Below are 14,398 nucleotides of genomic sequence, written 5' to 3' on the forward strand. Positions count from 1 at the left end.
ATATGATTTCACGTACAAAGCAAAAAAAAGTGAAGAAACCCATCAAAACGCGCCGCAGCAACAGGACCGTGATCGCCGTGCGCCCTGCGCCGGGCGGATCCCACCGCGCGATCCTCGCCTTCGGGCCGCTTCGCTTTCCCGCAGCCATCGGCCACGGCGGCATCTCGGCGCGCAAACGGGAGGGCGACGGCGCGACCCCGCTTGCCGTGATGACGCTTGCCGGCGGCCTTGTCCGCAACCGCCTGCCGATCCTGCCGCAAAGCCCGCTCGGCCTGCGCGGCATCCGCGCGGATGACGGCTGGTGCGACGCGCCTTGCGACCCGAACTACAACCGTCCCGTCCGCCTGCCCTTTTCCGCAAGCCATGAGCGGCTGAGGCGCGACGACGGGATCTACGATATCGTCATTATTCTCGACTGGAACATGAACCGCCGCGTCAAGGGGCGGGGTTCTGCCGTGTTCTTTCACCTTGCGCGGCCAGGCTTCCAGCCGACGGCCGGCTGCGTCGCGATCTCGGCTTCGGCGATGCGGGTGATGTTGCCGCACCTGAAACGCGGCACGCGGCTCGTCGTTCTTCGCTGAGGATCATCTGCCCGTGAGGTTTTCCGGCGGGACGTCCGCTTCCGCTGAACCGGCATAGGCACCGGGGGGCGGTACGTGCTCGGTTTCGCGCGCCGGCGGATCGCCGGCGGGCGGAGCGACCTCGGCATTGGGATTGGCGGCTTCCGGCGCCGTGCCGGAGGCTTCCAGCACCCATTCGCGCCAGATCGCCACGATCAGCGCCATCAGCACCGGACCGACGAACAGGCCGATCAGCCCCATCGTCTTCACCCCACCGACAAGGCCGAAGAAGGTCGGCAGGAAAGGCAGCTTGATCGGCCCGCCGACAAGGCGCGGGCGCAAGGTCTTGTCGACGATGAAGAGCTCGATCGTGCCCCAGGCCATCAGCGCGATGCCGTGCACCGGCGTGCCGCGTGCGATCAGATAGGCCGAGATCAGGGTGAAGGTCAGCGGCGCGCCGCCCGGGACCATGGCCATCACCGCCGTCAGCAGGCCAAAGGAGACGAAATTCGGCACGCCCGCGAAATAGTAGGCGGTTCCCAGCACGATACCCTCGCCCATGGCGATCAGCGTCATGCCGGTCACGGTCGACGAGATCGTCGCCGGCACGACGCGGGAGATGCGGTACCAGCGGTCGGGAAACAGCCGCTCGCCGATCATGTCGAGCTGCGCCGCGAACTTGTCGCCATCCTTGTAGAGGAAGAACAGCGCGATCAGCATGAACAGGGCGGCCAGCAGCAGGCCGAACACGCGGCCGCCGACAAACAGTGCCGTGCGGTAGATGCTGCCGATGTTCTCGCCGCTGACGGCCTGGATCAGCTGACCGATATCGCCGGGCTGACCGAGATATTCGCGCCATTTGTCCGCAATCCAAGCGCCAATCACCGGCAGGTTGAAGATCCAGTCCGGCACCGGCGCGCCGACCCGGTTCGCCTCTGCAGCCCAGGCGATCCAGGCTTCAAGCTCGCGCGACATGTAGATCACCGCGAAGATGATCGGCAGGATCAGGAACAGGAGAATGAGGCAGATGGCGATGGCGGCAGAAAGCGCGCGCCGATTGCCGACCCGTCGGTTCAGTTTCTGGTACACCGGCTGCGAGGCAAAGGCGATGATGAGAGCCGCCAGAACGGGCACGAGAAAGCCGTGGAAGAAATAGACGGCGGCGATCGCCACGCCCAGAAGCAGCCAGCGGGCGGCGGTGACCGACGGGATCAGCGGCGCGCGGCCAACGGAGGCCTGGCCGATCCAGCGTTGCATTCTATGGTCCTTATGCGGTGCTTCCGGCATTCTTGCTTTCGCTTTCACACTGGGCGGCAGCCGTCTGTCAGACGGCGCGGCGTCCTATTTACGGGGTTCGCGGCCTTGCTTGCAAGCACGCTTCGGTTGCCAGGGATGAGAGGATGTCGAGGGCCTCGCGACGCGTGGCGCGGCCTCTCTGCGGGTCCGTGATGGCGGCAATCCCCTCAAGCCAGGCGATATGATCCTCCGGCAGGCCATGCTGACGGGCGCCGGCGATGATGAGATCATGATACCAGTCGAAGGGCGAAAGCCCGGAAACGCGGAAGGCAGGCGGCGCCATGTAGGTGAAGGCCGAAACAGGCTTCCTTTCGGAAAGCATGCGGACCGCGCAACCCTCGATCCGGTCATACCCCTTGCCGCGCCCTTCAAAGCCGTCGAGCAGGTCGCAATCGCCGGGTTCGAGCGAAAACAGCACGCCAAAAACGCGCGCGCCGGGCGTCGCCCGGATCGTTGCCTTGCCGGAACCGTCGCGCCCCGGCTTGGCGAAGTCGAGCGCATGATCTTCAAGAACGGCCGGTCCAAGGGCGCGCGCTGAAGGACAGCGGCGCAAAAGCCGTTCGCTGAGCATGTTGGAGCCATAGGCGAAATAGATGCGCCCGTCCGGCATCAGCCCTCCAGCTCCTCCCTGAGCACTTCCAGTTCCAGCCATTCCTCTTCCTTGGCGGCAAGGTCTGCCCTCAGGCCTTCAAGCTTGCCTGCCGCCTTGTTGAAGCCTTCGGGATCGCGCTGGAAGAAGGCGGGATCGGCCATCTTCTCCTCCAGCGTCGCGATCTGGGCCTCGAGCTTCTCCATCTCCTTCGGCAGGTTTTCGAGCGCGAATTTCTGCTTGAAGGAAAGTTTTCCCTTGTTCTTCGCCGGCCGATCGGCCGATCCCTTCTCATCCTGCGCGGCCTGCTTCTCCCGCTTTTCCTGGGCCTTCGCCTCCGCCGCCGCGCCTTTCCGCTGGGCCAGCATGTCGGAATAGCCGCCGGCATATTCGAGCCAGGCGCCGTCGGGCGCGAGCGGATTGGCCGGCGCGATGGTCGAGGTCACGGTTCGGTCGAGAAAATCACGGTCATGCGAAACCAGAATGACACTGCCCTTGAAGCCGGCGACGATCTCCTGCAACAGGTCGAGCGTCTCGATATCGAGATCATTGGTCGGTTCGTCGAGGATCAGGAGGTTCGACGGTTTGGCCAGAATCCGCGCCAGCATCAGCCGGGCGCGCTCGCCGCCGGAAAGATTGCGGATCGGAGTGCGTGCCTGTTCGGGCTGGAACAGGAAATCCTTCATGTAGCCGGTCACATGACGCTGTTCACCGTTGACCAGCAGCGTGTCGCCGCGTCCGTCGGTCAGGTAGTGGGAAAGCGTATCGTCGGGATCGAGGTCCTCGCGCTTCTGGTCGATGACGGCGATCTCGAGATTGACGCCGAGGCGGACAAAGCCGCTGTCGGGCGCCAGTTGGCCGGTCAAAAGCTTCAGCAGCGTCGTCTTGCCCGCCCCGTTCGGGCCGACAAGACCGATCCGGTCTCCGCGCGCGACCCTCAGTGAAAACGGCTTGACGATCTGGCGATCGCCGAAGGATTTGGTGATGTCCTCGGCCTCGATCACCAGCTTGCCGCTGTCCCTGGCCTCCGTAACCGTGGCATTCACCGTGCCCTGCGGGCCGCGATGGCCGCGATGGCGGGCGCGCATGTCGTGAAGCTCGCCGAGCCGGCGCATATTGCGCTTGCGCCTGGCGGTGACGCCGTAGCGCAGCCAGTGCTCCTCGCGCACGATGGCGCGGGCAAGCTTGTGCTGCTCGGCTTCCTCTTCCTCCAGCACCTTGTCGCGCCACTCCTCGAAGGCGGCAAAGCCCTGGTCCATGCGTCGCGCCGTGCCGCGGTCAAGCCAGACGGTGGCCGTCGAGATGTTTTCCAGAAACCGCCGGTCATGCGAGATCAGCACCAACGCCGAACGGGAGGCGGCAAGCTCACCTTCCAGCCATTCGATGGTGTTGAGGTCGAGGTGGTTGGTCGGCTCGTCGAGAAGCAGGATATCGGGCTCTGGAGCGAGAACGCGCGCGAGCGCGGCGCGGCGCGCCTCCCCGCCCGACAGCGTTTTCGGATCGACCTTCGGATCGACGCCCAGATGCTCCATCATGTAGTCGGCGCGGTAATGCGCGTCTCCGGGCGCAAGCCCCTCGGCCACATAGTCTTCCACCGTGGCATAGCCGGCGAAATCCGGCGCCTGTTCGAGATAACGGATGGTCACGGACGGATGACGGAAGATTTCGCCCGATTGCGGCTCGACCATGCCGGCGGCGATCTTCAGCATTGTCGACTTGCCCGATCCGTTGCGCCCAACAAGGCAGATGCGGTCTGCGGGCTCGACCTGCAGGCCGGCGCCCGACAGAAGCGGCGTGCCGCCGAAGCTCAGGTGAATGTCGTCCAGTTTCAATATCGGAGGCGCCATGCCTCAAACTCCCGAAAAATCATGAGGACGGAAGATGACGATGCCGCGGCCGCTTTTCAACCCGAAGCGGACGGGACCGTCGCCATCGCCCGCCTTGTTGGACACCGTGCGCGGCAGTCCGAAGGGGGCCTCGAATTCATCCAGCGGATAGACCGCGTTTTCAATCGAAAGCCCGAAGAGGTCGGAAAAGCCGAGCACGGAAAACAGCGCCCCGGCAGGCATGTCGATTTCGCTTGCGCCCGGAAGGAGCGGCCGCGCCTCTTCCTCGCCCGAGGTCAGCACCATGTCGTAGCCGGCTTCGGCCAGGCGAACGGCGAGCAGCATGTTCATCATGCCGTGGTCGGTGCGCTCCCCCTGCAGCGCGCCGGCCATGATGATCCGTGTCGCGCCGCGGGCAATCGCCTCTTCGGTCGCGATCGCCCCGTCCGTCGCGTTCTTTGCCGGCGGGAAGCTTTTGCGCTCGATATCCGGAAACCGTTCGATGAGCGCCGCATCGGTGGAATCGAAGTCGCCAACCCAGACTTCCGGGCTAATGCCGAGCGCTTCGGCATGCACCATGCCGCCATCGGCTGCGATGACGCGACTGCCGTCGACGAGGCGCCTGACGCGATCGTCCACGGCGAGCGCGCCGCCCAGGAGAAGGGTGAAGGTTTCTGCTGCTTTCATGGGCTAAGGCCATATCGAATGTCACGGCCAAACAAAAGCGGATTCAGGCTAAGGCCGCCGGTTTCAGCCGGTCGAACGGACCCTCGGCGCGTCAACGGCATGACGCTCATCCTCGCCGGCATGTTCGCTGATGAAGTCTTCGATGCCGCAGACAAAGCGTTCGTACAGCCGGGAGAAGGCATCGAGATCCTCCGCCGACCAGCTTTCCGTGACGCTTTCGATGAGGCCGCGCTTGACCGCATGGATCTCGTCCAGCAGCTTGCGTCCCTTGGCGGTGATGACGAGGATCGAGCGGCGGGCGTCGCTCTGGCAGACCCGCCGTTCCAGCACGTTCTGGGCGACGAGTTCGGCGACGATGCGGCTTGCGCGCGAGGGATCGATGCGCATGCCCTCGGCAACCGCGCCGATTGTGGCCTTGGCCGGCGGCTCGACGCGGGAGACGACATCGAGCACGTCGAGATGGGTGATCTCCAGCGCCGGAGCGACCCTGGCGATGGCGAGCCGGCCGAGAATGCGCCGCCGCGTCATCAGCCGGTTGCGCGTCATCGCGCCCGAAATGCGGTCCATGGCACCATTTTCGGCATCGTCACGTTCTTGGGTGCTGCTGTTCATCATGTCTTTTTCTATACCCGATTTCCTGCCAACCTGAAACATGCCAAAGGCAATTTCGTGTCATTGACATATATTTGCTTTTATCACATATTTGCGCAATGACAAACAATTCATCCCACGCCCATCAGCCATTCATTTCGCTGGTCGAGCATCCCCGGCTGCGCATCGTCGCCTTTCTGTTCCTTCTGATGGCGATGTTCCTGGCAACGCTCGACAACCAGATCGTCTCCACCGCCCTGCCGACGATCGTCGGCGAATTCGGCGCAGTCGAGCGCTTCGGCTGGGTGGCCTCGGCCTATCTGCTCGCCTCATGCGCCGTGATGCCGCTTTATGGCAAGCTTGGCGACCTTATCGGGCGAAAATATGTGCTGATGGCCGCGATCGTGATCTTTCTCATCGGCTCGCTGACCTGCGGACTGGCCGTTTCGATGAACACGCTGATTGCCGCGCGCGCCCTGCAGGGCCTTGGCGGCGGGGGACTGATGGTCTCGATCTTCGCGCTCAACGCCGACCTCTTCTCTCCGCGCGAACGGCCGAAATACCAGAGCTATGCAAGCCTGGTGATCATGACGTCCGGGGCGCTGGGGCCGCTTCTCGGCGGCACGATGACGGCGGCCTTTGGCTGGCGTTCGATCTTCCTCATCAACCTGCCGCTTGCCCTCATCGTCCTTTGCGGCCTTTTCTTCCTGCTCCCCAACCGCAAGCCGGATCGTCAGCCGAAGATCGACTTTGCCGGAGCGTTCCTTCTGGCCATCACGGTCACGGCCATCGTGCTGTGGAGCGATTCGAGCGAGATCTTCGGTTCGCTCGTCGCTCCCGCAAGCCTCGGCGTTGTCGCGGTCGCACTTGTCTGCGGCTTTGCCTTCGTGCTGGCGGAACGCCGCGCCCCGGAGCCGATCATTCCGCTGTCGCTGCTTGCCAACCCCACCGTTGCCCTGCTCATCGTGGTGTCGATTACCAGCGGCGCGGTTGCCATCGGCATGGTCAACTATCTCGCGCTTTTCCTGCAGACGGTCTATGGCCTTTCTCCGACCGCAGCCGGCCTGTTCTTCATCCCGATCACCTCGGGCATCGTCATCGGCTCGATCAGCAGCGGCCGCCTGATGTCCATGAGCGGGCGCTACAAGCCCTATGCGATCATGGGCCTTGCGCTCTCGACCCTTTGCTTCACCCTGCTTGCGCTCTTCAGCGGGGATGCGCCGCTTATCGCCATCGCCGTGATCATGGGTCTTCAGGGCATCGGCGTCGGCCTTGGCCAGCAGGTGCCGGTGCTCGGCGTACAGAACGCGGCGCGCGGCGGCGATGTCGGCGCGGCGACCGGTACGGTCACGCTGTCGCGCATGATCGGCGCCGCGACCGCGATTTCGATCTATGGCGCGCTGCTCGCGCGCGGCCTCAACCAGTCATCGCCGATACCCGGCGCGGGGCCGCTGGCGGACCTTACGCCGGTGGCGATCTCCGACCTTGCGGGAGCGGCCCACCAGGCTGCGATTGCCGGCTATGCAGACACGTTCACGATAATCTTCGCCTTCGCCGCCTGCCTCGCCTTTACCGGTCTTCTTGCTGCGGTGAGCTTGAAGCCGATCGCGCTCGGCGCGCATCACCATGGGCCAGGCGCGGTCAAATCGCCAGCCTGAGAGACCTTATCGATCGGCCTTCGGTGGCGGCGCGATGACGAAATCTTTCGGTTGGCGCGCAGGCTTCGGCCCAGGCCGAGTAACGGGCGCGGCAAGCCTGCCGGCCCGCTGCAGGGCATAGCGGGCGGCGCAGTACTGCGTTACAAGGCCGGCGGCCAGCAGCAGCGTATCGGCAAGAAGCCCGGTCGGGTGGACCGTCCGGAAGATCTGCAGGGCGAAAGCGATCAGGGATCCCGTGACGAAGGTGACGAGGCTTGCCCGTCCCATGATGTTGAGCGGATGAAACACGGGCGTTTCCAGGAAACGGCGGAAGCCGGGCAGGTAGATGATGATATAGGCCAGCGCCAGAATATGGGCGATGCGCGGCAGTCCGAGCGTTTCCTTGCTGGTATCGGCAATAACGGACGGCGTCAGGCCTTCAGGCCAGGGGAATTCGTAATGGCCGGTCAGCCGCCACCAGGCGGAATAGATGACGAAGGCGACGGCAGCGGCGTAAAGAACGGGCGAAAACGGCACCAGCGCCCTGCCCCGGCGCGCCGTCATCCCCACCGCGAGACCGATCGCGAACAGGAAAAGCCAGCAGAAGGGATTGAAATACCACGCCCAGTCGCCCGGATGGGCCGGCATCTTGATTTCGCTCCAGCGCCCGGCAAGCCAGATGGCGGCCGCAACGAACAGCATCGGCACAACGCTCCTTCGGCCTAGCCACAGCAATCCGGGCACGGCGGCAAACAGCACCACGTAAAGCGGCAGGATGTTGAAATAGCTGACCTGATAGGTCAGCGTGAAAACGCCGAGCGCGGTTGCGAGGGGTTGACGCCAGGCCCAGTCAACGCCGTTGACCGCGCCGAACTCGAAGAGGGAAAAGGCAAAGACGGCCGGGACCGTCATGGCGAGGGCCAGCAGCGTAGAGAGCACATGCGCGCCATAGATCGTCAGCGCCCGCTTCCAGATGACCCGGGCCGTGTTCATCATCGCGCCCGCAAAACGGTGGCTGTAGGCAAGCCCGGCGGAAATACCGGAAATCAGCACGAAGGCTTCGGCCGCATCGGAAAAGCCAATCATCCGGATCGTATAGAACGAATAGAGATTGTCCGGAACATGATCGATGAAGATCATGATCAGGGCCAGGCCTCTCAGGACGTCGAGGCGCGGATCGCGACGGCTCCTCTCCGGCGGTATCCGCACAAAGGCGTGCGCTCCTCCCTCTTTCAAATCCGTTATCCCTGAGCAGCCGAAAAGGCGGGTTCGGCCTTGCCCGTCTGCGGATCCTCCGCGAAATCCTCGCTCGACGCCTCTTCCTCGGCTTGCGCCAGGCGCCAGCGCGCCAGCACCGCGTCGCGTGTGCGCATGATTGCCGGGCGCGAAAGCTCTTCAGGCGTCAGGAGCAGGCCGCAGCGCGCGGCGATGCGCCCGCTCCAAGCCGTCGAGCTTGCCGATATCAACAGCGGCGACAGCATCTGCGGCACGGCGATCGGCGTCAGCCACCAGAACAGCGCCGGAGCGAGCACGAAGGCGCCCGTCAGCATCACGATCCCGGTCAGCACGATCCACCAGCTCGCCTTGAAGGCCTCGGGAAGGCTGATCGTGTGCCCCTCCCGGTCGGAGGACGGCCAGCCGCCATCCATACCGAACAGGATCTGCATGACCGAACGCGACTGGTACATCAGCGTGATCGGCGCCAGAATCGACGACCAGATGATTTCCGAAAGCGTCGAGGCGAAGACGGCGATGAAGCCGCCAAAACGACGCGCCTCGCCGGCAAGACCCGAGCGCAACGCGATCAGGAGTTTTGGCCCGATCAGAAGACCACCGACGCCAACGAGCAACGTGACGGCGAGCGCGGTTTCGGCGCGCGGGAAGATCGCCGGCAGATAGGGACTCGGGAAATATTCAGGTGGCGGAGCAAAAAGCGGCGCGACGATCGAGGCTGCGATGAAGGCCATCCAGAGGGGCGAACTGACATAGGCCATCACGCCCTGAAGAAAGGTGAAGCGGTTCCAGCCCTTCAGCCCGGGCGCGTGGACGAGCCTGATATGCTGGAGATTGCCCTGGCACCAGCGGCGGTCGCGCTTGGCATAGTCTATGACGTTTTGCGGCCCCTCTTCGAAGGAACCATCGAGATCGGCATCAACGCGGACGATCCAGCCCTTGCGCGACAGAAGCGCCGCCTCGACATAATCATGGCTGAGGATATGGCCGCCGAAGGGTGGCGTTCCGGTGAGCGCAGGCAGCCCGCAACTTTCGGCAAAGGCGTTCGTGCGCACCATCGCGTTATGGCCCCAGAACGGGCCCTCCTGGCCCTGCATGCGCGCCAGACCGCGTGTGAAGATCGGCGAGAACAGGCTGGCCGAAAACTGCAGCGCGCGGGCAAACCACGAGCGGGCGGCGACGATCTTCGGCAGCGTCTGCAACAGGCCGAGTTTCGGCTCCGCCTCCATGCGGCGCAACATTTCCACGATCGTCTCGCCTTCCATCAGGCTATCGGCGTCGAGGATCAACATGTAGGTATAGCGGGCGCCGTGACGGCGAACGAAATCGCCGATATTGCCGGCCTTCTTGCCGGAATTATCAGTGCGGCGGCGGTAGAAGACCTTGACCGGCGGCGCGACCTCGGCATGCAGCCTGCGAAACCATTCCTCCTCTTCCGCCGCAATCTCCGGATCGCGGGTATCCGACAGGATGGCGATGTCGAAGAGATCGGCATGGCCGGTGGCCTGCAGGCTTTCGGCCATTGCCGCGGCGGATGAGAAGGTTGCGCGCGGATCCTCGTTGTAGACCGGAATCAGGATCGCGGTGCGGGCCGACTGGCCGCTCTGAGACAATGAAGCGCGCGGCGGGGTCCTGTCCCGCGCGCCGAACAGGCCGCCAAGAGCAAGCGACGCGCCCCAGGCAATCCAGGCGGCGGTCGCCGCACACAAGGCGATCCGGACGAAATCGACCCAGTCGGTGCCGTCCGCGAAAAACACGTCCATCGCCAGCCGCGAGGCGACCGCCGCCACGAAAGCCGCAAATAGAATGGAAATGGTTCGCCTCAGAGCCAGCATCGCTCGTCCTCACTTGGCGCCGGCGCCGGAAACCGGTGCTGGCTTTTCGGTTTGGTTCTCAGCCCTTGGAAAGCGATCTTGTCGAGCGCGGACGCTGCGAGCCGAAGACCGGCGAAAGCAGGGCCGCGAACAGGCTCTGCCGCGCGGACCGCTCGATCATCTGTTCGGGCATCGGCAGGGGCGCCGTTTCCGGGAGAAACCGGGTGATTTCCTCATTTCCATCAGTTTGGTTGGTCATCGCCTTTTCTCCATTGATAAAGCCATACTTCACTCAGGTCGCGATTGCCGTCGGTCAGCGCGCCGACCAGTTCGACCGGCGCGTCGCCGGCCGGGCGGACATCGACGGCGAGACGCCAGACGCCCTCGCCCCTGATCGCAGAGACCGTTGAATGAACGATCTCCCCATTTGTAATGTGCAACCGTTCCTGAAGTTCCGAACCGCTGCCAAGATCATCAAGCGCGCCGCCGGCGAAATCGACGACGAGCTTGCGGATATCCTCGTCACTCTCCGTTCCTGATACGCCGCCTTCGCCGCTTCGGATGTCGACCACGCGCGCCAGACGCGCCTGATCCTCCTCGATGGCGCCCCATGTCAGCCGATAGGAATATTCCGCCGAACCACCGGCCCTGGCGGGCGCCTCCGGCTGCCAGAAACACACGATATTGTCGTTGACCTCCTTGTCGGTCGGGATTTCGACAAGCGATATGGAACCCTTGCCCCAATTGCCGAGCGGCTCGACCAGCAACGATGGCCGGCGTTCGTAGTGAGCCTCGGCATCCTGGTAGTCCTCGAAATCGCGATGGCGCTGATAAAGCCCGAAGGCGCGCGGATCGGTCTCGGTGAAGAAGGAGTTCGCCAGCTTCTTCGCGTTTTGCAGGTTGCGCCACAATTCGGTTCCGTCCGCACGCACGATCTTCAGGCCTTCGCTGTCGTGAACCCGTTCGCGATAATCATCGAAGGCATGGTGGTTGGCCGGCCCGAACAGGAACATGGAAGTCATAGGGGCAACGCCGAGACGGTCGATATCGTTCCTGAAAAACAGCCGCGCCGTCACATCCATGCGCGTATTCTTGCCGGGCGTGATCACGAAACGATAGGCGCCGGTCACGCTCGGGCCGTCAAGCTCGGCAAAAACGGTGATCTTCTCGCTCTCGGTGGCGGGACGGACGATGTAGAAGGCGGAGAAGCGTGGAAACTCCTCGCCCCCGCTCGTGGCCGTGTTCACAGCAAGCCCCCGCGCCGAAAGCCCGTAGAGATTGCCTTGTCCAAGCGCGCGGAAATAGGACGAGCCGAGAAACGAGATAAGCTCGTCGGAAATATCAGACCGGTTCAGCGGAAAATTGATGCGGAAGCCGGCAACGCCGGGCAGTTCGATATCCTTGAACTTCTCGACATCCAGCGGCGCGCGGTAGATGAAATCATTGGCGGAGAAAACAAGTTCCTCGGCCTTGCCATTGGCCACCTCATAGATTTCGACCGGCATCTTGAACAGCCACCCGAGCGGAAAGGCCTGGAGCTGGAAGTCCGACTGGTCGCGCCAGATCGCCTTGTTGGGATCGTAGCGAACCGCGCGATAGTCATCATAATGAAGCGCGTCGAACGGCTCAGGAACATTCTGGGCCGGCTCCTGATAGGCCTTGGCGGCCTTCTCCTTCATGCGGGCCGTCAGCGTATCGAAGGTGAAGGCGTCGGCGGGCGGGTTTTCCGCTCTGACGCCTTCGTTCTGATCCGGCACCTTGGCGGGCTCAACTGCCGCGTCCTGCCCGAACGCCCTGCTCGCAAACCCGGAAAAAGCCAGCGCGCCAACCGCCGTGTGCGCCAGAAAACGTCGTCTCTTCATTCAAATTCCCGTCGGTTGAAAAAGGAGTTCCCGGAATATTGCACGGCAGCAGAACCTGCTCCGAGCCGTCCTCATTGAAAATTCATGCCCTTGATCTGATATCGCGCGGAAGTTGCCTTTCTGGAAGGCGCGGACGTTACCGTAACGGTGCAACTCCGCTTCGGTTCCACGTCCAGGCAAAAAACAAATCCGAGCTTCCATGCGATAACAGACAGGACCTATACTCTTTTGCGGGCATCAAAAAGGGGCTGGAATGCCGCGTTGCATTCCAGCCCCATTTTTAAGGCAGCCATTCAACCAAAGAATGGCAAGATCATGGCAATTCGCCTTCTTCGCGCCGCAATATTTTCGAACTTCGCGGGGAAGCCGTCAAGATGGCGGCGCTGGTGAAAAACGCCTTTTTTATCAGGCGGCTTTCACGATTTCGACGAGCTCGATCGCGAAATTCAAATCCTGTCCGGCAAGCGGGTGATTGGCGTCGACGGTGACCTGTTCTTCCTCGACCTTGGTAACGATCAGCGGCACGGTCTGGCCATCGGGCGTGCGCGCCTGAAGCTGCATGCCGGGCGCCACATCGACCTCAGCCGGCATGGCCGAACGCGGAACGACCTGAACCTTCTGCGGATCATGGGGCCCATAGGCCTCGTCGGAGGGAACCTGAACCTGACGGCTGTCGCCGACATTCATGCCTGCGATCTCGCGGTCGAGGCCGGGAATGATCTGACCGGCACCGACGGTGAATTCCAGCGGATCACGTCCGTCAGAGGAATCGAAGGTCGAACCGTCGTTGAGCGTTCCGGTATAGTGAATACGAACGGTGTCCCCGCTCTTTGCTTCTGCCATTTCGTGTGCTCCTTCCTTGAACACCGAGCACAACAGCGCAGCACCGGTCAAAGCCCGGCCCGCGCCGAAGCGCCGTTTCTCTTTCCTGCAGCGCGGGCGAGGCCTTCGCTTTCGCGCTTGCAGAGGATTGAGCCGACACACTTTCCTGCATGACGACTGGCGGGCACATCCGGAAAATCCGAATGTGCCACATACCTAGTCACTTTTGCCTGTCTTTTCAAATGCGCGAGCTCTTGAAATCAGGGCAGGCCCGCGATAGGTGTCAAGAAGCTCTAACGGGGTGCGGAACGCGAGATCCTTGCGTCAACCGCTGAGAGGTCAATCACCAACCCGAGGAACCTGATCCGGCTAACACCGGCGGAGGGATTAGACGCGTGAAACAGAAGACGCCCTTTTCCCTTTTTGATTGCGACAGCACGAAGGAGGCGTCATGTCAGCTCACCATCTGAAAATAGCGGTTGCGTCACTGGCAATCGGATTGGCCGGCAGCGCCCACGCCCAGGATGGCAAGGTACTGACCGTCTACACCTATGAAAGCTTCAACACCGAATGGGGACCGGGACCGCTGGTGAAAAAGGCCTTTGAGGCCGAATGCGGCTGCACGCTCAAATTCGTCGGCGCGGAAGATGGCGTCGCGCTCTTGAACCGGCTGAAGCTCGAAGGGCGCTCCAGCCCTGCCGATATCGTGCTCGGGCTGGACAACAACCTGATCCACGAGGCGAAGGAGACGGGACTTTTTGCCGCATCCGGCGTCACCACGGAGAACCTCGACATTCCCGGCGGCTTCAACGACGACATCTTCGTGCCCTTCGACTACGGCTATTTCGACATCGTCTACGACAGCGAGAGCATCGATACGCCGCCGACCACTCTCGATGAACTCGTCAACGGACCGGAAGACGAAAAGATCGTGATCGAGGATCCGCGCACATCGACGCCGGGCCTTGGCATGCTGTTGTGGATGAAGGCGGTCTATGGCGATGCGGCGGCGGAGAAATGGGAGACGCTTTCCGGCCGCATCCTGACGGTCGCGCCCGGCTGGTCGGAGGCCTACGGGCTTTTCACCAGCGGCGAGGCGCCGATGGTGCTGTCCTACACGACCTCGCCGGCCTATCACCAGATCGCCGAGGAAACCGACCGCTACAAGGCGGCCGACTTTAAGGACGGTCTCTATATCCAGATCGAGGTCGCCGGCATGACGGCAATGGCGGATGATCCGGAGCTTGCTCGTTCCTTCCTGGAATTCATGCTCACGCCCGGCTTTCAGGACGCGATCCCGACCCATAACTGGATGATGCCTGTCGCGCCGACGTCAGAGCCGCTGCCGGAAGCATTCCAAACAGCCGTGACCCCGGAAAAGACCCTGCAGTTCGCACCCGATGTGGTGGCTGAAAACCGGCAGGCCTGGATCGACGAATGGCTGAACGCCATGAGCGCGCGGTGATGGCGCCGGAACAACG

Annotated in this window: 13 protein-coding genes and 1 riboswitch; of the genes, 3 read left to right on the plus strand and 10 right to left on the minus strand. The window is 62.9% G+C overall.

Annotation, left to right across the window (positions count from 1 at the left end; all coding sequences use genetic code 11):
* Positions 1–29: 29 nt before the first annotated feature.
* A complete protein-coding gene (locus GGR30_RS04465) occupies positions 30–581 on the plus strand; it encodes a L,D-transpeptidase family protein (protein ID WP_343066469.1) in 552 nt (183 codons plus the stop codon).
* A 3-nt stretch (positions 582–584) separates the two neighbouring features.
* Here the strand turns inward: GGR30_RS04465 and GGR30_RS04470 are convergent, their stop codons facing one another.
* The 5 genes from GGR30_RS04470 to GGR30_RS04490 all read right to left on the minus strand — a co-directional run bounded on the left by GGR30_RS04470 (position 585) and on the right by GGR30_RS04490 (position 5,573).
* Complete coding sequence (locus tag GGR30_RS04470) at positions 585–1,847, minus strand: AI-2E family transporter (RefSeq protein ID WP_246413567.1); 1,263 nt, start codon at positions 1,845–1,847, stop codon at positions 585–587.
* 58 nt (positions 1,848–1,905) lie between these two features.
* Positions 1,906–2,466 (minus strand): gamma-glutamylcyclotransferase family protein, encoded by a 561-nt coding sequence (locus GGR30_RS04475; RefSeq protein WP_183482981.1) that lies wholly within the window; start codon positions 2,464–2,466, stop codon positions 1,906–1,908.
* Positions 2,466–4,292, minus strand: coding sequence for an ABC-F family ATP-binding cassette domain-containing protein (locus tag GGR30_RS04480; RefSeq protein ID WP_183482983.1), 1,827 nt, complete (start codon positions 4,290–4,292; stop codon positions 2,466–2,468). Before GGR30_RS04480 ends, GGR30_RS04475 begins: the two co-directional genes overlap by 1 nt.
* Before the next feature lie 3 nt (positions 4,293–4,295).
* Positions 4,296–4,958, minus strand: a complete 663-nt coding sequence (locus GGR30_RS04485) for a thiamine diphosphokinase (RefSeq protein WP_183482985.1) — start codon at positions 4,956–4,958, stop codon at positions 4,296–4,298.
* Between the two features lie 63 nt (positions 4,959–5,021).
* Positions 5,022–5,573, minus strand: a complete 552-nt coding sequence (locus GGR30_RS04490; RefSeq protein ID WP_183482987.1) for a MarR family winged helix-turn-helix transcriptional regulator — start codon at positions 5,571–5,573, stop codon at positions 5,022–5,024.
* A gap of 95 nt (positions 5,574–5,668) precedes the next feature.
* On the opposite strand from GGR30_RS04490, the gene GGR30_RS04495 reads away from it, so the two are divergent.
* Positions 5,669–7,207 (plus strand): MDR family MFS transporter, encoded by a 1,539-nt coding sequence (locus tag GGR30_RS04495; RefSeq protein WP_183482989.1) that lies wholly within the window; start codon positions 5,669–5,671, stop codon positions 7,205–7,207.
* Between the two features lie 6 nt (positions 7,208–7,213).
* Here GGR30_RS04495 and GGR30_RS04500 read toward each other — a convergent pair whose 3' ends face one another.
* From GGR30_RS04500 to GGR30_RS04520, 5 genes are all read right to left on the minus strand, one after another.
* The gene (locus tag GGR30_RS04500) at positions 7,214–8,395 is read right to left on the minus strand and encodes an OpgC domain-containing protein (RefSeq protein ID WP_183482991.1); all 1,182 of its coding nucleotides are present in this window, start codon (positions 8,393–8,395) and stop codon (positions 7,214–7,216) included.
* A gap of 32 nt (positions 8,396–8,427) precedes the next feature.
* The gene (gene mdoH / locus GGR30_RS04505; RefSeq protein ID WP_183482992.1) at positions 8,428–10,254 is read right to left on the minus strand and encodes a glucans biosynthesis glucosyltransferase MdoH; all 1,827 of its coding nucleotides are present in this window, start codon (positions 10,252–10,254) and stop codon (positions 8,428–8,430) included.
* A gap of 58 nt (positions 10,255–10,312) precedes the next feature.
* On the minus strand, positions 10,313–10,492 hold the full coding sequence (locus tag GGR30_RS04510; RefSeq protein ID WP_183482994.1) for a hypothetical protein: 180 nt from the start codon (positions 10,490–10,492) through the stop codon (positions 10,313–10,315).
* The gene (locus GGR30_RS04515) at positions 10,476–12,095 is read right to left on the minus strand and encodes an OpgD/OpgG family glucan biosynthesis protein (RefSeq protein ID WP_183482996.1); all 1,620 of its coding nucleotides are present in this window, start codon (positions 12,093–12,095) and stop codon (positions 10,476–10,478) included. Before GGR30_RS04515 ends, GGR30_RS04510 begins: the two co-directional genes overlap by 17 nt.
* Positions 12,096–12,500: 405 nt before the next feature.
* Positions 12,501–12,938 (minus strand): FKBP-type peptidyl-prolyl cis-trans isomerase, encoded by a 438-nt coding sequence (locus GGR30_RS04520; protein ID WP_183482998.1) that lies wholly within the window; start codon positions 12,936–12,938, stop codon positions 12,501–12,503.
* Positions 12,939–13,204: 266 nt separating this feature from the next.
* Positions 13,205–13,321, plus strand: a riboswitch (TPP riboswitch).
* 47 nt (positions 13,322–13,368) lie between these two features.
* Between GGR30_RS04520 and thiB the strand changes: the two genes are divergently transcribed.
* The gene (gene thiB / locus GGR30_RS04525; protein WP_183483000.1) at positions 13,369–14,382 is read left to right on the plus strand and encodes a thiamine ABC transporter substrate binding subunit; all 1,014 of its coding nucleotides are present in this window, start codon (positions 13,369–13,371) and stop codon (positions 14,380–14,382) included.
* Positions 14,383–14,398 lie beyond the last annotated feature (16 nt).

Origin of the sequence: Martelella radicis, assembly GCF_014196625.1 — a bacterium.
Lineage (GTDB): Bacteria > Pseudomonadota > Alphaproteobacteria > Rhizobiales > Rhizobiaceae > Martelella > Martelella radicis.